General features: G+C 57.6%; 17 protein-coding genes and 1 tRNA gene. 10 read left to right on the forward strand and 8 right to left on the reverse strand.

What is annotated here, in order from left to right; genetic code table 11:
* Nucleotides 1-36 precede the first annotated feature (36 nt).
* The 5 genes from QF629_06080 to QF629_06100 all read left to right on the forward strand — a co-directional run bounded on the left by QF629_06080 (nucleotide 37) and on the right by QF629_06100 (nucleotide 8979).
* A complete protein-coding gene (locus QF629_06080) occupies nucleotides 37-3552 on the forward strand; it encodes a tetratricopeptide repeat protein (GenBank protein ID MDP6013098.1) in 3516 nt (1171 codons plus the stop codon).
* 9 nt (nucleotides 3553-3561) lie between these two features.
* Complete coding sequence (locus tag QF629_06085; GenBank protein MDP6013099.1) at nucleotides 3562-3837, forward strand: PqqD family protein; 276 nt, start codon at nucleotides 3562-3564, stop codon at nucleotides 3835-3837.
* Nucleotides 3838-3967: 130 nt separating this feature from the next.
* Nucleotides 3968-5995, forward strand: coding sequence for an ATP-grasp domain-containing protein (locus QF629_06090; protein MDP6013100.1), 2028 nt, complete (start codon nucleotides 3968-3970; stop codon nucleotides 5993-5995).
* A complete protein-coding gene (locus tag QF629_06095) occupies nucleotides 5988-7376 on the forward strand; it encodes an alanine racemase (GenBank protein MDP6013101.1) in 1389 nt (462 codons plus the stop codon). Before QF629_06090 ends, QF629_06095 begins: the two co-directional genes overlap by 8 nt.
* Nucleotides 7377-7437: 61 nt before the next feature.
* On the forward strand, nucleotides 7438-8979 hold the full coding sequence (locus QF629_06100; protein ID MDP6013102.1) for a Sir2 family NAD-dependent protein deacetylase: 1542 nt from the start codon (nucleotides 7438-7440) through the stop codon (nucleotides 8977-8979).
* A gap of 93 nt (nucleotides 8980-9072) precedes the next feature.
* On the opposite strand, the gene QF629_06105 is transcribed toward QF629_06100, so the two are convergent.
* Together QF629_06105 and QF629_06110 are read right to left on the reverse strand one after the other, a co-directional pair.
* Nucleotides 9073-9507 (reverse strand): DUF1810 domain-containing protein, encoded by a 435-nt coding sequence (locus QF629_06105; protein ID MDP6013103.1) that lies wholly within the window; start codon nucleotides 9505-9507, stop codon nucleotides 9073-9075.
* Nucleotides 9508-9707: 200 nt separating this feature from the next.
* Nucleotides 9708-9784 (reverse strand) — tRNA-Arg (locus QF629_06110).
* A 32-nt stretch (nucleotides 9785-9816) separates the two neighbouring features.
* Between QF629_06110 and QF629_06115 the strand changes: the two genes are divergently transcribed.
* Complete coding sequence (locus tag QF629_06115; GenBank protein MDP6013104.1) at nucleotides 9817-10758, forward strand: alpha/beta hydrolase; 942 nt, start codon at nucleotides 9817-9819, stop codon at nucleotides 10756-10758.
* On the opposite strand, the gene QF629_06120 is transcribed toward QF629_06115, so the two are convergent.
* Together QF629_06120 and QF629_06125 are read right to left on the reverse strand one after the other, a co-directional pair.
* A complete protein-coding gene (locus QF629_06120) occupies nucleotides 10741-11163 on the reverse strand; it encodes an NUDIX hydrolase (GenBank protein MDP6013105.1) in 423 nt (140 codons plus the stop codon). The two genes, QF629_06115 and QF629_06120, sit on opposite strands and share 18 nt — an antisense overlap.
* Nucleotides 11160-13058: a propionyl-CoA synthetase gene (locus QF629_06125; GenBank protein ID MDP6013106.1), complete on the reverse strand. Its 1899-nt coding sequence runs from the start codon at nucleotides 13056-13058 to the stop codon at nucleotides 11160-11162. Before QF629_06125 ends, QF629_06120 begins: the two co-directional genes overlap by 4 nt.
* An 82-nt stretch (nucleotides 13059-13140) precedes the next feature.
* On the opposite strand from QF629_06125, the gene QF629_06130 reads away from it, so the two are divergent.
* Nucleotides 13141-14196: a hypothetical protein gene (locus QF629_06130; protein MDP6013107.1), complete on the forward strand. Its 1056-nt coding sequence runs from the start codon at nucleotides 13141-13143 to the stop codon at nucleotides 14194-14196.
* A 318-nt stretch (nucleotides 14197-14514) separates the two neighbouring features.
* Here the strand turns inward: QF629_06130 and QF629_06135 are convergent, their stop codons facing one another.
* Both QF629_06135 and QF629_06140 read right to left on the reverse strand, forming a co-directional pair.
* Complete coding sequence (locus QF629_06135; protein ID MDP6013108.1) at nucleotides 14515-15234, reverse strand: Bax inhibitor-1/YccA family protein; 720 nt, start codon at nucleotides 15232-15234, stop codon at nucleotides 14515-14517.
* Between the two features lie 516 nt (nucleotides 15235-15750).
* Nucleotides 15751-16134, reverse strand: coding sequence for a metallopeptidase family protein (locus QF629_06140; GenBank protein MDP6013109.1), 384 nt, complete (start codon nucleotides 16132-16134; stop codon nucleotides 15751-15753).
* A gap of 54 nt (nucleotides 16135-16188) precedes the next feature.
* Here QF629_06140 and QF629_06145 point away from each other — a divergent pair, with 54 nt between their 5' ends.
* Genes QF629_06145 through QF629_06155 form a run of 3 tightly spaced genes read left to right on the forward strand, consistent with a single transcriptional unit; the run spans nucleotide 16189 to nucleotide 16913 of the window.
* Nucleotides 16189-16320 (forward strand): hypothetical protein, encoded by a 132-nt coding sequence (locus QF629_06145; protein MDP6013110.1) that lies wholly within the window; start codon nucleotides 16189-16191, stop codon nucleotides 16318-16320.
* Nucleotides 16321-16473: a 4a-hydroxytetrahydrobiopterin dehydratase gene (locus tag QF629_06150; GenBank protein ID MDP6013111.1), complete on the forward strand. Its 153-nt coding sequence runs from the start codon at nucleotides 16321-16323 to the stop codon at nucleotides 16471-16473.
* Nucleotides 16473-16913, forward strand: a complete 441-nt coding sequence (locus tag QF629_06155; protein ID MDP6013112.1) for a DUF3429 domain-containing protein — start codon at nucleotides 16473-16475, stop codon at nucleotides 16911-16913. The genes QF629_06150 and QF629_06155 overlap by 1 nt, the downstream gene beginning before the upstream one ends.
* Here QF629_06155 and QF629_06160 read toward each other — a convergent pair.
* Both QF629_06160 and QF629_06165 read right to left on the reverse strand, forming a co-directional pair.
* Nucleotides 16898-17071, reverse strand: coding sequence for a hypothetical protein (locus tag QF629_06160; GenBank protein MDP6013113.1), 174 nt, complete (start codon nucleotides 17069-17071; stop codon nucleotides 16898-16900). The two genes, QF629_06155 and QF629_06160, sit on opposite strands and share 16 nt — an antisense overlap.
* A 58-nt stretch (nucleotides 17072-17129) precedes the next feature.
* Nucleotides 17130-18305: a mandelate racemase/muconate lactonizing enzyme family protein gene (locus QF629_06165; GenBank protein MDP6013114.1), complete on the reverse strand. Its 1176-nt coding sequence runs from the start codon at nucleotides 18303-18305 to the stop codon at nucleotides 17130-17132.
* Nucleotides 18306-18356: the final 51 nt, after the last annotated feature.

The raw sequence follows: 18356 nt of genomic DNA on the forward strand, positions 1-18356 counted from the left end.
GACAATCCGGCGGCTTTAGATGGTCGAGGATGGACGTTGCTAGCGCAAAATAAACCCAACGAAGCCCTCTCCACTTTCAATGCTGCATTGGAAATCTCCCCGACCTTCGCCAACAGCCGCGCCGGCGTAACCGCAGCGCAACGCGTTCTGATGGTTGACTACAGCCGCGGCTGGGCTTTGGTCAACGCCGGTAATTTCGAAGCCGCCGCCGAAGCGTTCAATTTGGCGCGCCAACAGGCGCCCGAGGACCTGATGTGGTTGGTGGAGGACGGGTTTGCCTGGATCGATTTTTACAAGGGCGATCTGGAAACAGCGAAGGAGCAATTCACGTCGATCGTAAGCAAAACGCAAGACGCCTACCTCTCATACAAAGGGTTAGGTTTCATTGCGCTGCGCAATAGCGATTTCGATACGGCGGTTAAGCAGCTGGGAACTTCCTTCTCCAGCAATGCGTTTCAACCGCTGATGGACTACACTTCTGCCGCCAGTACACTGCTCGAAGCTGGGCAACACGACAATGCAAAACTCATCTTAGAATTGGCGGAAAAGATCTATCCCCTATCGGCAGACGTGCAGTTCATGCTTGCCAAAGCCTATGACGGTTTGAAGGACAAACCTACTGCGGCGACAAAACTAGCGATTGCTACCCGTTTGGCGCCGGCCTACATCCATCCGGTTTTCGATCAGATTGCCGACCTACCGCAGGATGAACTCAAGCAGGCGCGTATCGAGATGGGCTGGGGTCTCTACTACGTGGGCAATACCGAAGCTGCCTTGGCGCGTTTCGACGAATTTTTCAGCATGGGCAGCGACAACCCAGACGCCAACCTATCCGCTCGCCTGGGGCGTGCTTGGACCAACTTGGCGGCAAATTCGCTGGAACAAGCGGCAGCGGATTTCGAGCAAGCGGGAAGCATTCGCGAGAACGCAGCTACCTATACCGGCTTGGGATGGGTCTCGCTCAATTCCAATGATGTCGATGGAGCCCGGCAACAATTCACCAAAGCACTTGAGGTGATACCTGGATATGCGCCGGCCTTAAATGGTTTGTACACGATTCCCTATCGTTTGACGGCTATCGTCCAGGATGGCTGGAACGCTTACTACACGGCACGTTACAACACCGCACTGAAGGCGTTTGAGGAGAAGCGCCTGGATGCAGAGGCAGAGAAGAACCCAGCAGCCGAGGACGGCCGCGGGTGGACCCTGCTCGCTATGGGCCAGCCAACCGAGGCAGCTGCCGCGTTTGAGGCCGCACTAGAGATTGATTCCACCTTCCCATTTTCCCGCAGCGGTCTGATCGCGGCACAACGGGCCTCCATGACCCGCTACAACCAAGCGTGGGCGGCCCTCAATGTGGGGAATATGGAGGCAGCCGAGAAGGGGTTCGAAGAGGCGAGAGCGGAAACCTTCGATGAGTTCTTGTGGCTGATTGATGACGGTTTGGCGTGGACGGCCTATTATCAAGAAGAATACGGCAAGGCGGCGTTGGCGTTTAGCGCGGTTATAGAGGACCATCCGGAAGCCTATATCTCGAGAAAGGGATTGGGCTACGTGGCACTCCAGACGGGAGATATTGATATGGCCATGCAAGAAGTGATGGCCTCGGTCGGTCAAAACCCGTTCCAAGCGATCGGTGTGTATACCTTCCCGGCCACGCGCCTCATCGAAAAGAGAGAATTCAACCGGGCAAAAGATCTTTTGGAAGTGGGAGAGCGGACTTATCCGGCATCGTCCGACCTCAAGTTCCTCTTAGCCAAAGTCTTCAAGGGTCTGAATGACGACACGCGCGCCATTGAAAAAGCGCAGCAGGCGGTTCGATTGGCTCCCGCCTACATCCATCCCGTATTTGACGAGCTCGAATTGCCCATGCAGGAAACTCAGCAGGCCTTACTCGATATGGCCTGGGGTTTGTACTACGCGGGCAATTCCCAAGCAGCACAAGTCCGTTTGGATCAGTATGCGAATGCCGGTGGCGCAAGCCTATCTGCATCCCTCGCCAAGGGATGGATCCAGCTGGGGCTGAAAGACCCCGAAGAGGCCGAGAGAACTTTCAAGGCCATTCTGGACGAGGGGACTGTAACCGATGGTTATGCCGGGCTTGGTTGGGCGTTGCTAAACCAACAGCGCACTAAAGAGGCTCAGAAGGCCTTTGATCGCGCACTGGAACTTGCTCCCTACCACGGGTCCGCACTAAGTGGCGTAGGCAGTATTCAGTTTGCCAAGACCCAAGCCGTGAAAGAGGCCTGGGAACACTACTATAAAGGCGAATATGAGGAAGCGCTGGCGGCTTTCGACGCTAAGCGAGATGCGGTCAAGTCGGAGGATAACCCGGCGGCGGAAGATGGTCGCGGGTGGAGCCTGCTGGCCCTACAGCGTCCTCAAGATGCGGTACAAGCCTTCAAAGCAGCCCTCGAAATTGACGACGCCTTCCCTTATTCGAAGAGCGGTCTCGTAGCCGCGGAACGGGCCTCCGCGCAGCTTTATAATCAAGCCTGGGCGTTCCTCAATGCCGGCCAATTTGAACAAGCCGAAAAGCGTTTCAACGAGGCACGCGAAGAACTACCTAAAAATGTTGCGTGGCTGATCGATGACGGGCTGGCATGGTCGGCGTTCTACCAGGACAAAATCGATGTCGCCGAAGCGTCCTTTAAGAAGATCGTCGATGCCGAACCCAATGCCTACCTATCCAGAACTGGCCTCGGGCTCGTCGCCATCGAAAAACGCTCCTACGACGAAGCGATGAAACACTTGAAGGCGTCGTTTGAGCAAGCGCCACTGCAAGCAATTTCTTCGTACACCGTGGCCAGCCTAAAACTACTTGAGAATGAACAAGCCCAACAAGCAAAAGAAATATTGGAACTTGGTGAGCGGATCTATCCCTACTCAGTGGACGTTCAGTTCCTCTTGGCCAAGGCCTTTAAGGCGCTTGGCAATGAGGATGCCGCCTTAACCAAAGCGCAGGCCGCCGCCAATCTGGCGCCTGCCTATGTTGATCCGGTGTTTGACGAATTGGAACTGGCCGCCGGGAACTCGAAGGGTATCTACTATAGCCTAGCCTGGGGACAGTACTTCTCTGGCAACAACGAAGCAGCGATAAAGCGTTTCGACCAATACATCACATTGGACGGTGAAGAGATCAACGCTCAGCGTGGCCGTGGTTTTGCCTTGTTCCGCTTGGGCCAGTATGACGACGCCATCGAGGCGTTGGAAAAAGTGACTGCCAAGGAACCGGATGAACTTCAGCCGATTTCGGAAGTTCTGCCCATTCCCGGGACCGACACTTCATGGACGGTGATTTACAATGCGACGACAACGTTAGCCTGGAGCTACTACCGCACCGAACGGCCAGAACGGGCGCAGAAAGAGTTTGAAAAAATGCTCGCGGTCTACCCCAACTGGATCGACGCATTGACCGGGCTGGGTTATGCCCGGTTGGAGCAGAAAAATAAACAAGGCGCGGAGGAGGCCTTCAAGGAGGCCTTAAAGCTGTTGCCATACTATCCCGATGCTCTTCAGGGACTCGGCATGGTAGAAGGCGAGAAAGGCTAACGGGAGGAAATGGAGAACGAACTCTGGCGGTTGAAGGATCGGGTTCGTCTGGAAGGAGACGAATCAGAGACCGGCGGCGTGCTTTACGACACCTACACGGCAACCATGTATTCGTGCAATCACACGGCATGGTCCGTGCTCCAAAGGTTGGCGGCGCCAGCCGATTTGGAGGAACTTAGCACCGACGTGGTCAAGCAATTCGACGTGGCGCAGGAGAAAGCGCAGGATGACGTTCTCCTGCTTATGCGTCAGCTGCAGTCGATGGATTTGCTAGATTTTGGTTAAAGCCATCCGTGTCGCGGTAACCGGGTTTGGGGGTTTGAATAACCCCGAACCCGGCACCCCCGTGGCCAGATCCTTACGTCAGGGATGGCCCGGAAAACTCCACATACATGCCATGGGATACGACACCTGGATGACCGGCGGTTGGATGCCCGGGGTCGTCGATGAACTGCACCTTCTCTGCCCCTTGGCCGAGGGTGATGAAGCGGTTCTTCAACGCTTGATGGGCATTCACAAGAAAAGTCGCTTTGATGTCCTTATTCCGTGTCTGGATTTGGAGGTGCCCGTCTTCGCCAGACTGTCTGGCCGCTTGGCGAAGGCGGGTATCAAAACCCTCCTACCCGAACAAGAGGCCATCGCCAAAGTCAACAAGGCAGCGTTGTCCATATTTTGCAGCCGAAACGACATTCCCTCTCCCAAGACAATCTATGTACCCGAAGTGGCAAATGTGCCGTTTTACGCCGATCAGCTGGGCTATCCGCTCATGGTGAAAGGTTTCGTTGCCGGGGCAACAAAGGTTGCCCGCAGGGACGAGGCACACGATGCGGCCATTAAATTCAATGCAAAATGGGGCGGAGGGGTAATCCTACAGGAAGCCTTGGAAGGCGAGGAATACGTCGTTGCGATGGTGGCGAGACGGGATGGCAGCTGTTTGGGGTCCACTCCCGTCCGCAAAATCGGAATTAACGAGCATGGTAAGGCCGTCGTTGGTGCCGTTGTCGATGATCCGACTTTGGATCGTGAGAGCCAGCGGATCCTTTCGCAGTTGGGATGGCGTGGTCCTCTAGAGCTTGAGTTTCTTCGTCCCAACAACAGCATTCGGTTCAACCTGATCGAGATCAATTGCCGCTTCCCATCTTGGATTTTGCTGTCCCATTTCGCGCAAAGCAACCTGCCGGTTGCATACTTGAAAGAGATCATTTCACCGGGCAAACGTCGTCCCCCAAAACCCAGATGCGGCACCGTTTTTGTGCGTGACGTGCAGGACAATACGGTGAGGGTAGACGAGTTCGAGAGGCTCAATCGTTTTTTGAGCATGCCTGTAAACGGCAACTTCGATGGCAACGGAAGTTTGAAGCCCTCTGAAACAAAAAAATACAATGGGGGGCAGGATAAACTATGTGTAGCGGTCACCGGTCCCAGCGCCTTTGAGGTCGTGTTACCGGGACTCGGCGTCGCGAAATCGCTTCTCTCGGTTCCAGAAGTTTCGGAGATTGTTGCTCTCGGGAGGGACCCTTACGATACGGGCATGTATCGGCGGGGGCTATTCGACCGTGCGGAACGCCTGCCACAATGGGATAACAGCGACGAGTTATTGGATTGGTTCAAAAATTTACAACGGCGTAATCCTATTGATGTCGTTATTCCCTGCATCGACTTTGAAGTTATGGGTTGTGTGGAAATTGCTTCGGAATTAGCTGAAATTGGCATCAAAACCCTACTGCCCAGCGCCAGCGCGATGAAGAAACGCTCCAAGGAAAAGTTACCGGAGATCGTTCGAAAGTTAAACCTAGCGGGCCTAGAGGTTCCTAAAAGCCAAGTTCTGCGCACCGAAATTGCGGTGAAACGCGCAACTAAAACTCTTGGACTGCCCTTCGCCCTTAAATGTGAAATAGCAGCGACCGAAATCATCTATTCCGAAGATCAGGCCGTTCAAGTGTGGCGCAAATGGCGGGACCGCGGAGAGGACATACCGATTGCTCAGCAATTCATAGCCGGAGACGAATTTGCCGGGGCAGGAGTTTGTTCTCGTCACCATCACTTTAATTGCACCGTCTCAATAAAAAAATTGAAACGATGCGATCGTGGCAATACGTGGGGCGCGACGACAGCCGATCTTTCTGATCTTATGGTGGACCTAGGCCGGTTGCTAAAAAAGATCAAATGGGTCGGACCATTTGAAGTGGAGTATATTCGAGATATCACTCGCGAGAAGTTCTATCTTCTTGAAATAAATCCACGCTTTCCGGCCTGGATAAATTTCACCGCGGAAATGGGAACAAACCTCCCACGAGATGTCATCCGCCTGATGTGCAATGAGACAGCCCAGGAAAAAACACTAGAATCCGATCTGATTTTTACGCGAAGTTGTGAGGAAATTTCAGTAACGACCTTGTCATTAGCCAACTTTGCGACAAAGGGATATATCGAACATGTCTGAGAGGCTGCCTTATGTATCGCCTAGTATCGAGCGGTTGGAGAGGCTCTCCATTTCATCTATGGGCAAGCATGAAATGTTTGCCATTACTCCGGCCTCCAGCTTCGACGAACCCTACGAAGTGTCGTCCTTGTTAGAGCAATTCGGATCACCTCTGTTTATTGTTTCGGAACAAACGCTTCGCGCTCAGTACCAATCTTTTCTGAATACCTTTACCGCAAAGGGGATCGAAACACGGGTCGCCTACTCCTACAAAACAAATTACTTGCCGGGCGTTATTTCCGTTTTCTTGGACGAGGGGGCTCTGTCCGAGGTTGTGTCGGGAACGGAATACAAACTTGCCCGCGCTTTGGGGGTCCTAGGAAAAGATATTATTTTCAACGGCCCGTTCAAGACGCCGGAGGAGTTGGAGCGAGCCGTCAAAGATGGGGCGTTAATTCACATCGATAACTTCAATGAGCTAGAGGCGCTGACCGCCGTCGTCGATAAATTGGAGCAGTCGGCGCGCCTTGGTATCCGCGTACACTTCGAATATGGCCATAACCCGTGGACAAAATTCGGGTTCAGTGCCGACAACGGCGTGGCCATCAAGGTTCTTGAGAAGATCGCCAAACATGATCGTTTAGAGCTGGTTTCCCTACACAATCACAGCGGCACCTTCCAAGTGGATCCGCAGGTGTATGCGCAGGCGGCCATGGTCCTTCTCAGATTGGTCAAGGAGGCCCGCAAACTGGGAATGAAGCCCGAGATGCTGGACTTCGGCGGCGGCTATCCGTCGCGCAATCAGCTCAAACCCGAGTTCGACGTACCGGGAGGATCGAATTTTCAACAAGATATGCTGTCCCTGTACGCGGAAGCAATCCTTCACCGTGTCGCGCGTCAAAAGAACTTGTTTGATAAGTCTCCTATTGTTGTGTTGGAACCCGGCCGTACCGTGGTGGACACTGCGGTACGATTGGCTTGCACAGTGGTTTCAACCAAGAAAAATCCAGACCACGGTGATGCCATCGTAGTGGACGCCGGGGTTAATATCCTTCCGACCGCATATTGGTATGATCACGAGATCGAACGTGCCAAGGGTACGGAGAAAAAAGAAGTCAAGACTTTGCGTCCAGTTAGCGTGTTCGGACCACTCTGTATGCAGATCGATGTGGTGCGGGAGCGCGCCTTATTGCCACCCCTATCGGTGGGCGATCCTTTGCTTATTTCCAATGTGGGCGCTTACTGCCAGACCCAGTCCATGCAGTTCATCCATACTCGGCCCGCCACCATATTACTGGGGCCAGACGGTCCCGAAGTGATCCGGCAGAGAGAAACCTGGCGAGATTTTTTCTGCAATGACAGCATCCCTGCACGGCTTCGCCCTCCCAACGCCGATTTTTAGTACGGGCCCAACAGCGATCGCGCGAGCCATCGCGCAGGTCTCCTTTGGAGATCGATGGTGGATGGGTATTGTCCTATTCCTGAGCACCGTGGCGATCGCGCCTTGGAGTGCCGCTGGACTAGCGGTGGGCGCCGCAATTGGTGTCGTCGCCGGTTTTGGCCGGGGGGCGGTGCCCAGAAGAGAGTGGGAAGCGGGGTTGACCGGTGTCAATCCTGCCATCGTAGGAATTGCCTGGGGTGGGGTCTTGGCGCGGGGGGAGGCGACCGCCTGGTTGTTGCCATTCGCTTTACTAGTTTGCGTGGGTTTGGACAGCTTTCTACGACCGAAATTTCGGGAGTGGAATTTTCCTCTTCTCGGTGCGTCAGCGGTGGTGACTATTTGGGGCAGTATCTTTGTCTTTCAAAGTTTCGGTATTTCCTTTTGGGCGCACCCCGGCGTGGTACCGTTCGGCCCGTGGGGGGTCGCTGTGTGTGTCGCGGGTGTCGCGATCATCCTGGCTTCCGTTTGCTTTTCGGCTGCCGTGGTGACTGCTGCCTTGACAGCAATTGCAGTCGTCGGAAGCGGTATCTTTTTTTATGCTGGCTGGGTGGGGCCCAGTGCCTATTGGGCCTTTACAGTGGCGCCGGCGGTTTTTGCTGTTCATGGCATTTTTCTCGCTGGGTCGCGTCTGGGCGCCGTGATTGGTACCGCCGCCGCATTGATCGCCAGTGCAGCATGGGCGCTGTGGATTTATTCTCCTCTCGACGCGTATCTTGCGCCCGTTCTAGCGCCTTGTTTTTTAGGCATATGGCTGACGCTGTTTTGGACGCGCAAGCGCTTCGGCCTTGAGATAGCAGATCCAATGCTATGGGACGTGGCACGTAAGATACGCCGAGCCAAGACGAGAGGTAGGAAAACAGTCGTCCTCGCAGGTGCCGGAATGGGCGTCGCTTCGGGCATACCCGACTATATTAACGGCCACTGGCTCAATCCCAATATTCCGGTGGAAGAATATGCGTTTGGACGCTTTCTGGTCTCCTCGCAAGCTCGTCGAAACTACTGGGATGCCTGCGAATGGTTTCGAGAAACAGTGGACGCTGCGCGACCCAATTCTGGCCATCTCGCTTTAACTGCCCTCGAAAAAAAGGGGTGGCTGGACAGCGTAGTCACGCAAAACGTCGACCGGCTTCAGCAGCAGGCCGGGTCAAAAGCCGTTGTCGATTTGCATGGCCGCATCGATATCGTAGGCTGCCTGCAATGTGGTTGGACTGGCCCGTGGCCAGATCCTGAGACTTGGCGTTCGGAGAGTGTTCACTGCCCGGAGTGTGGAGGCCTGGTGAAACCACGAGTCATCGCCATGGGAGAGGACATCACTCCAGCAACGTGGCGAGCGGCCGAAACGGCGATAATGGATTGTGGTGTTGTTCTAGTAGTTGGCAGTCAAATGGCAATTTCTTCTGCCGTATCGCTGCTTGCACTGGCACGAAAGAACCATGCAGATGTCGTGGTGATTTCGATAGGTGTCATGCGGCAACCTACTCTACCTGAGGACATAACCATCGCAAAAAAAGCCGAGGATGTTCTTCCTGCATTGGCGATTCTATTGGATTGTAAAGCTGCCTGACACCATTCAGCCAAGGCGGCTAGCCGCCTGATCCCAGCGCCACACAGTACTTCGGAAATTGGTACGTATTAGTACTGACACCGCCTACCCTATTTACCCCGGAGGCATTAGATCCAGTGTTCGCTGGTCTGGTTGACCTTCGTAGAACTGATCGAGAGCTGAACTAAAGGAGACGGTTCCATCGGAGTCACGCACTGCCTTACGGAACAAAGTAAGGCATGATCTAAACTTATAGTCGTCTGGAGAACCTAGAATCTCCAATGCCGACTTTTCCTTATGGGACATCATGATTTCCACACAATTGATCAAACGTTTCCCAAGAAGGGGATCTGACAAATATCGTATGGCCTGATCTCGGTCCCTAATGGCATAGTGCTGAGCTGTAGAACTCCGGCCCAGGCCTACTAACTGAGGAAAAACAAACCACATCCAGTGGGTTCTTTTGCACCCCTCTGTCAGCTCCTTTACGACCGACGGAAAGATCGGCGCTTGGGCATCAACGAAACGGATTAAGTCCGGGTCGGTCATGTCGATTCAACTGTCACAGCATACGGACCGTGGGAATAGGGTTCCGGCGTCGGAATAAGGTATCGGGGCTTGAGCTAGAGAATCCGCGTACCTCGCAAAAACGGGAAACCGCTTACGGAACATCCACGCATTTTGCGGACATTCTGTGGATATACATCGGTGATCAGGAAGCTCAGCGCCGCCTAACCCATTGGAACAATTGGCGCACCCGACAGGATTCGAACCTGTGACCTCTGCCTTCGGAGGGCAGCGCTCTATCCAGCTGAGCTACGGGTGCTGCGCGCCTTCGTCATAGCGCGTAAGCGCTTTATGAACAAGACGCGGGGCTCGGTGGCATGGCAGGATGGCGTCATGATCAAGGAAATAACCTTAAGCAGTATCCGCACCAACGTGCTTGAGATCGCCTATGAGAAAAGCGGGCCAGCGGGGGGTGAGCCGGTTGTTCTCATGCATGGGTTTCCCCAGGACCCGCGCTGCTACGACGGTGTCGTTGCTCGCCTGGGGGCGGCGGGATATCGCTGTTTCGTGCCGTATCTGCGGGGCTACGGGCCGACACGCTTTCTCTCGCCCGAAACGCTGCGTTCCGGCCAGCAAGGCGCATTGGCACACGATCTCTTGCAGTTTCTCGATGCCCTTAAGGTGCCCCAGGCCGTCCTCGGCGGGTTCGACTGGGGTGGCCGTGCCGCCTGCATCGTCGCCGCGTTGTGGCCCGAGCGTGTAAGCGGGTTGGTCAGCTGCGCCGGCTACAACATCCAGAATATCGCCGGCAGCATCGAGCCGTGGCAGCCTATTGACGAGCGGCGTTTCTGGTACCAATGGTATTTTCACACTGAGCGTGGCCGGGCCGGCTTAGCCGAGCACCGGGCCGACTTTTGCGAGTTATTGTGGAAACACTGGTCACCGAACTGGGACTTCGACGATGCGACCTACGGCGAAACCGCCAAGTCCTTCGATAATCCAGACTTCGTCGCCGTAGTCATCCACTCCTATCGCCACCGCTATGCCAATGCGGCGGGCGACCCAGCTTATGACGAAATTGAAGCACAGCTTTCCACACAGCCACCGATTGCCGTACCAACAATCAACCTACATGGCGCAGATGACCAGGTGATTCCGGCCTGGGTGACGAAAGGCCATTCCCGCTACTTCAGCGGCGCCTACGAGCGCCGGGTGCTCGACGGCATCGGCCACAACGTGCCGCAGGAGACCCCTGCGGCCTTCGCTGACGCGATCTTAGAGCTCTGTCCGTAAGGCACGGCGCAGTGCCTCTATCTCTGGCTCTGCCATGCGGGCGGTACGAATGGCATCCTCTGGCGTCATGAAGCCCAGCGTCAGAGACTCGTGGTCTGGTATACATGGACTTCCTTCGCTCGCGATCTGATAGTAGAGCGGCGTATAGGGCGACAGCGTCCACGGACTGAATAGAGTTCCCGGCACGTGCAACAAGCCGATCAGCGCGATTTCTAGTCCGCCCTCCTCTTGAAACTCACGGCATAATGCGGCTTCTGGTGTCTCACCAGGTTCAACTCCGCCACCGGGAAACTTGAGGACATCGCGCCCGGCGACATGCTCGGTGCTCATTAGCACCGCACCGGCGCGCAGCAGCACGCCATAGACGCGAAGATTCTGGGGGCCTGCCTCCACAGCGGTGATCACTGCTTGGGATAGCCAACCTTGACAAGGTCTTCGGCGATCTCGTCAAAGATCACCGGATCGTCGACCGTCGCCGGCATGTGCCACTCGGTACCATCGGCAATCTTTTTCATGGTGCCGCGGAGGATTTTGCCAGAGCGCGTCTTGGGCAGGCGCTGGACGACGAAGGCAGTCTTGAACGCGGCCACGGGTCCGATGCTGTCGCGCACCATCTGCACCACCTCGGCGACGATCTCCTCGTGTGGTCGGTTGACGCCCGCCTGCAGCACCAGCATGCCGACGGGCAGCTCGCCTTTGAGCTGGTCCTCAACGCCGATCACAGCGCATTCGGCGACATCGCCGTGATGCGCCAGCACCTCCTCCATGCCGCCTGTCGACAGACGGTGGCCAGCAACGTTAATGATATCGTCGGTGCGCGCCATGACGAAGACGTAGCCGTCTTTGTCGATGTAGCCGGCATCGCCGCTCTCGTAGTAGCCGGAAAAGGTGGAGAGATAGGCCTCGACGAAATGCTCGTCCTGGTGCCATAGCGTCGGTAGGCAGCTCGGCGGCATGGGCAGCTTTATGACAATGGCGCCAATGTCCCCTTGCGGCACCTCGTTGCCAGCGTCGTCGAGCACGCGCAGGTCGTAGCCCGGCACCGGCACGGTCGCCGAGCCGGGTTTAATCGGCATCAGTTCCAGGCCAGCCGGGTTAGCGCAGATGGGCCAACCTGTCTCGGTCTGCCACCAGTGGTCGATCACCGGCACACCTAGCTTCTCCTGGGCCCATTCAAGGGTGTCCGGGTCGAGCCGCTCGCCGGCCAGATAGAGCCCCTTGAAGGCGTTCATGTCGTATTGCGCCAGCAGCTTCGCTTGTGGGTCCTCACGACGGATGGCGCGAAAGGCCGTCGGCGCGGTGAACATCACCTTCACCTTGTGCTCGGCGATGACGCGCCAGAAGGCGCCGGCGTCTGGGGTGCCGACAGGCTTGCCTTCGTAGAGAACCGTGGTGCAGCCATAGAGCAAGGGCGCGTAAACGATATAGGAATGGCCAACCACCCAGCCGACATCGCTCGCCGCCCAGTACACCTCGCCGGGCTGCATGTCGTAGATCGCCGACATGGAATAGGTCAGCGAGACCGCATGCCCGCCATTGTCGCGCACCACGCCCTTCGGGATCCCGGTGGTGCCGGAGGTGTAGAGAATGTAGAGGGGATCGGTGGCAGCGACCGGCACGCAATCGTGGGGCTCTACCCCATCTAAGGCCTGGTCCCAGGTCACGTCGCGGCCCGCGACCAACTCGGCCACCAGCTGCGGCCGCTCGAAGATGATGCAGGTGGTCGGCTTATGCGCGGCGAGATCTATCGCTTCGTCGAGCAGCGGCTTGTAGGGAACCACGCGCCCGGGCTCGATGCCGCAGCTTCCGGCCACCATCAGCTTGGGCTTGGCGTCATCGATGCGGGTGGCCAGCTCGCGCGGTGCGAAGCCGCCGAAGACCACCGAATGCACTGCGCCGAGCCGCGCACAGGCGAGCATGGCGATGACCGTCTCCGGAATCATCGGCATGTAGACCAGCACGCGGTCGCCTTTTTCCACGCCCTGCGCCGCCAGCGCGCCGGCAAAGGCGGCAACCCGATCACGCAACTCGTTGTAACTATATGTTCGCTTGGTGCCGGTAACCGGGCTGTCGTAGATCAATGCCGCCTGCTCGCCGCGGCCGGCCTCGACATGCTTGTCGAGCGCATTGTAGCAGGTGTTGAGCTCACCGCCCACGAACCAGCGCACGAAGGGCGGACGCGACTGATCACAGACCGTATCCCAGCGCTTGGTCCAGACGACGGCGTCGGCCTTCTCTGCCCAAAACCCATCGGGATCGCTCAGAGCCCACTCATATTCCGCCTTGTACCGCCCGCTCATCGCAGGGCCCTCCCGCTGGTTCTCCACATGCGCGCATATTGGTCGCCGCAGGGGCAAGGGACAAGGCTCGTGCACATCAAACGTGAAAACGGACCGTCTTCTCGCCGGTGGGCGTGATAGGCTTGTCGCCGTGATACGCAAGACCGCATTGTTAGCTGTGACCTGTCTGACGCTCGCGGCATCCGCCGCCCAGGCGCAGAACACACGTTATGAGCCGTGGGGAGAGACTGTTCAGGGCAGCAGCACCCAGGACATGGTCAATCAGCTGCGCGACTTGATCCGCGCGGCCGAGCAGACACGTGCCGCGGACCCGCACTTTCTCGGCGATCTCAAAGCGCTTGCCGACGAATATGAGGGCTTGGCGCAGACCCAAGCACCCGCGCCAGTGGCAGTGCCCATGGCACGACGTGTGCTACAAGACGACTTTCGCGATGGCAATTTCGACCGCGGCACAGTTTGGCACATCACCCGTGGGCGCTGGTGGATCGACAACAACGTCGGCCTGCGCTCCTACGTCTCGGACCAGCGCTATGGGCCCCAGGCCAGTACACAGCCGGAGCCGGCACCAGCGCCGAACCGCCCGCGCGACGACCTAGCCGAAGCGATCATCAGCAATATCCTCAACGAAATGCTACGACCCGAGAACGGCGGCAGCGCACAGCCACAGCCACAACCCCAGCCCGCGCCGCAGCCACAGCAGGCCGGCGACAGCCTGCCGGCGGAGATTGTAGCCGAGGCCAATATCCCCAACGCCTTTACGCTGCGTCTGGAGCTTACCTCGCGCGAGCGCTACGGCGAGTTCCGCGCCGGGGTCTACCAGGTCTCGACCCAGAACGGCTGGGGTTATTCCCTAGCCTATACGCCCGGCACCCAGACGCCGCTACGCTTGATGCGCGTCTCACGCGGCCAGCACACGGTGATCGACTATGGTGACGACGCCATTATATTTGAAGACAACACCCTGCACGTCATCGAGTGGCGGCGCGACATGAACGGCCGCATGACCGTAACTGTCGACAACAACCCGCTAATTAACGTCACGGACCGCCACCTACGCGATCCCTTCACCCTCGTGGCCCTCGCCAATCAAGGCGGTGACTACGGCGTGCGTAACGTTACCATAAACGAGGTCCGCTAGCTCGTGCATCTTGGCCGACAGTGACCGCCAAGCGAATACGCTGCTGGCGCCATCAGTCGGTGGTCGCCATCTCGCATGTCCCTTGACACTGTCAAAAGCGGTCTTCGGCCGTCCGTTATATAAGGGAAGACCATACTTAATCTTCCATGGATCACTTAGAATTGGAAAACATCTCCGTCGAACCTGCGCCTGCAATTGAGTATAGTGCCCCTAATATAAACTAACTCGGTTTCGAGGGTCTCAAACGACGGCGACGCCGCATGCAAAAAGCCCCCGGCAACGCACTGCCGGGGGCTTTTTCTTTCACTATCGGTAGGACTATTCGCGGCTGCCAAACAGGTGCAGCAGGAAGTAAAACATGTTGACGAAATCAAGGTAGAGCGTCAGTGCGCCCATGATCGCGCTCTTCTCGGCCACCGCGGCATCGCCGCTCTGCGCCGCGTAGACCATCTTCAATTTCTGGGTATCCCAGGCCGTCAGACCCGCGAAAACCAGTACGCCGATCACCGAGATAGCGAAGTGCAGCGCACTCGACTGCAAGAAGAGGTTCACCAGCATGGCGATGATGATGCCGATCAGGCCCATCACCATGAACGAGCCCATGCCGCTCAGGTTTCGCTTGGTCGTATAGCCGTAAAGGCTGAGCCCGGCGAAAGCCGCTGCCGTGATGAAGAACACGCGTGCGATGCTAGTGCTCGTATAGACCATGAAAATCGAAGCCATCGACAGCCCCATGACCACGGCAAAGGCCCAGAATAACGCCCGCGTGGCGCCGACGCTGAGCTTGTTGAGGCCGAAGCTGAGCGCGAGGATAAAGGCCAGCGGCGACAGCATGACCAGCCAGGCGAGCGGCGTGCCATAGATGGCCTGCATCATGCCTTCCGACGAGGCCGTGAACATAGCCACCGCGCCGGTTACACCCAGGCCGAGGCACATATAGTTGTAGACCTTGAGCATGAAAGCCCGCAGGCCCTCGTCCACCATTGCGGCATCTGCGCCACGGGCATGCTCGATCACAGTCTTGCGGTCGAACGCCATTTCGTTCCCCTCACGTTCCAGAATTTCCAAGTCGATGACACATATGGGCGCATTGGCGCCACACTTCAACTGCCTTTTCTAGCAGCTTGCGCGCTCAACTGCCACACAGCAGGGGCCCTACCTTTCGAGCCATGGCGCGCCAAGTGCCGGCTAATCCTACCGCCGCACTGACCCCCGGCCGCTTGTCCCCGGCGACAGGCTGTTACTGGTGGCGCAGACCGAGATCAAGTAGGCGATCGATGCGCTGGCGGAGGTCGCAGCGGCGCTGAGTGTCGGCGCGCTGTTTCTGGGCCCGACCGACCTGCATGCCGACATCGGCTATCTCGGCCGGAGCAACGTGCCCGAGGTCGAGGCGAAAATCTAACGTGCAGCGACGGCGGCGCAGGTGGCTCGCGTAACCATCAGTATAACCACCAATGTCGACACGAACCTGACACAGAACCCTTCGTTCGTCACTGCCGGCTTCGACGTCGGTTCGCCCGAAGGCGTTGCGGCAGCAGCAAAAACCGCCGGGCCTTAGGGTTCACCCTGTAGGGCATCCATCTCTTCGTCGGAATAGCCGAAGTGGTGGCCGATCTCGTGGAGCAGCACGTAGCGCACCACGTTGGCTAATGCCGCTTCGCTTTCGCACCAATAGTCGAGCAAAGACCGGCGGTACAGCTGAACCATGTCGGGCTCAGGTGCCGGCGCGCTGACGTTGCGCTCGGTCAAGGCTTCGCCCATATAGAGGCCGAGCAGGTCGAATGGGCCTTCCAGTTTCATCGCCTGGCAGACTTCCTCGTCCGGGAAATCGACCACCTGAACGACGATATTACCGACCTGTCGCCGCAAGGCTTGTGGGATCGCGGCGATCTCGGCTTCGGCGATGGCCTGGATGTCGGCGATGCTGGGCGCGCGCATGGGCATTCCTGAGCAGTTCGTATACATCTGCATACCACAGTCACGGAGGGATATATGGCTGACAAATTGAATGCGGCGGCGATCGACACCGCGCTGAACGAGTTTGACGACTGGGCCCATGTGGAGGCACGAGAGGCCATCTGTAAGAATCTCCACTTCACCGACTTTCATACCGCTTCCGACTGAATGAGCCGCGCCGCACTGAAGGCGGAGAAAATGAAGCATCACCCAGTAGGGAACATTGTCTACAACCAGGTTGCGGTCACCCCTGCCAGCCACGGTGTCGACGGGCTGAGCGAGCGCGACGTGGCCCTGTCGCGCTTTATGGATAGCCTGTGATGCCACCACGCGCTGTCTTCTGGACCACTCTAGCGCTGGCGGCACCGATGCCGGTCTGTGCGCTAGCCATGGTTTTTGGCTCGGTTACCGTCAAGCTGACGGCCTATATCTACCTCGCGAATTACGGCGCTGTCCTGCTAGCCTTCGCCGGGGCCGCACATTGGGGACTGGCGCTGGCCCGCAACAACAGGGATTGGAACAGCTATATCTTTGCCGCCGTGATGGTGTTGGTGGCCTGGCTGGCACTGGGTTTGGTGCAGCCGGGACCGCGGCTGATCGCCCTCGGCCTTGGCTTCTTCGCGGTATTCATTGCCGATCGCCGCGCCGTGACGCGCGGACATGCGCCCGACTGGAACCGCGGCACGCGCAAGCTCTTCACGATCGTGGTGCTGCTATCCCTCACCCTCGCTTTAGGCGCAGTCCGCTATGCCAGCGGTTGAATCTGTGACCCGCCGGCCGTGCCGCCCCGAGTGCGGCGCACTTCGTTGCGCATTAGGTTGATGTGGGCATGCAGCTGGTATAGCTCGTCCACATAGATCCACAGCAACTCCCGGCCCGTGATGCCTTCGCGCACATCATCGCGGTTACTGCTCCTCACCTACTGCGACACGTCTCGGCCCCTCCCCTCAGCATCGTCGCAAAGGCCAACCGACCTGTTACCGTTTCGGCGGGTAGGCGCGCACGGCCTCCTCGTTGATGTCCGCGCCCCAGCCCGGGCCGCTCGGCAGCACTAGATGCCCATCTTCGATGACCGGCGGCACGGTTACCAGTTCGTCTTTCCACGGCACGTCGTCAATATCAATTTCCATGATACGGAAATTCGGCAGCGTGGCACAGAAATGCGCGCTCATCAGGGTCGAGAGGTGACCGTAGAAATTATGCGGCGCCACATTGACCTCGTAGGCCTCGGCCATGGCGGCGATCTTGACGCCCTCGGCAAGCCCGTTCCAGGGAATATCAACGATCGCCACATCAACCGAATGGGCCTCGAAATACGGCTTGAAGCCGCGCCGTCCGAAAAGCGACTCGCAGCTCGCCAAGGGTACGTTGGTGCGCGTGCGGATGTCGCGCAGCGCCATCGGGTCGAAGCTGTCAATCTCAACCCACATTAGCCCCAGGTCCTCAAGCGCACGCACGACCTTCAAGTAGCCCTCTGTCTTGAAGTTGAAGTTGAGGTCCACGAGGATATCGACGCCGTCCCCGCAGCCCTCTCGGATGGCCTGAACCTGGTCGCGCAGGGCGTCGATCACCTCCCTCTCGGCATTCAGTTGCAGCATCTCCGGCCCACTGCGAAAGCCCGGCATGTGGAGGCGAAATCCGCCGTTTTCGGGCACGTAGATGTTGCACTTGAGGCCTGTCATACCACTCTCACGCACCTCGCACCCGAGCGCAACCAAGTCATCGCGTGAGCGCAGCTGTGGCTTGCCGAGGATGTCGGCGTGATGAATGCGGTAGGTGCCACAGTGGGACCAGTAGAGCCGCAGACGGTCACGCACAGGGCCGCCGAATAGGGCATAGACCGGCACGCCGAGCGCCTTACCCTTGATGTCGAGCAGCGCATTCTCAATTGCCGCAATGGCCTGCTGGATCATGCCGCCAGGCGCTTGACGGGTGGTAGCATAGAGCTCGGCGGTGATGCCTTCGATGGGCCGCGGGTCGCGTCCCTTTATGTCCTCGGCAAGGGCGAGAATGACCGCGCTCAGCCCGCGGCTGCCATAGCTCTCATTATATTCGGAGTACCCGACGATGCCCTCGTCCGTCGAAATCTTGAGAAACGAGAAGACGCGCCAACCCGCGTCGCAGTGCAAGTCCTCAACGGTCGTAATTTTCAACTTTTTGCCCTCCCACAGCTCGATGCGTCGATCTCGTTTAACCGCCTAGCA

This window comes from Alphaproteobacteria bacterium (genome assembly GCA_030739735.1).
In the GTDB taxonomy this organism is placed as follows: domain Bacteria; phylum Pseudomonadota; class Alphaproteobacteria; order UBA7887; family UBA7887; genus UBA7887.

Coding starts and splice junctions, on each gene's coding strand:
- QF629_06155 (MDP6013112.1), top strand. CDS start 16,473: ATGCCACCACGCGCTGTCTTCTGGACCACTCTAGCGCTGGCGGCACCG.
- QF629_06135 (MDP6013108.1), bottom strand. CDS start 15,234: ATGGCGTTCGACCGCAAGACTGTGATCGAGCATGCCCGTGGCGCAGAT.
- QF629_06115 (MDP6013104.1), top strand. CDS start 9,817: ATGAACAAGACGCGGGGCTCGGTGGCATGGCAGGATGGCGTCATGATC.
- QF629_06145 (MDP6013110.1), top strand. CDS start 16,189: ATGGCTGACAAATTGAATGCGGCGGCGATCGACACCGCGCTGAACGAG.
- QF629_06105 (MDP6013103.1), bottom strand. CDS start 9,507: ATGACCGACCCGGACTTAATCCGTTTCGTTGATGCCCAAGCGCCGATC.
- QF629_06125 (MDP6013106.1), bottom strand. CDS start 13,058: ATGAGCGGGCGGTACAAGGCGGAATATGAGTGGGCTCTGAGCGATCCC.
- QF629_06085 (MDP6013099.1), top strand. CDS start 3,562: ATGGAGAACGAACTCTGGCGGTTGAAGGATCGGGTTCGTCTGGAAGGA.
- QF629_06140 (MDP6013109.1), bottom strand. CDS start 16,134: ATGCGCGCGCCCAGCATCGCCGACATCCAGGCCATCGCCGAAGCCGAG.
- QF629_06090 (MDP6013100.1), top strand. CDS start 3,968: ATGACCGGCGGTTGGATGCCCGGGGTCGTCGATGAACTGCACCTTCTC.
- QF629_06095 (MDP6013101.1), top strand. CDS start 5,988: ATGTCTGAGAGGCTGCCTTATGTATCGCCTAGTATCGAGCGGTTGGAG.
- QF629_06150 (MDP6013111.1), top strand. CDS start 16,321: ATGAGCCGCGCCGCACTGAAGGCGGAGAAAATGAAGCATCACCCAGTA.
- QF629_06100 (MDP6013102.1), top strand. CDS start 7,438: ATGGGTATTGTCCTATTCCTGAGCACCGTGGCGATCGCGCCTTGGAGT.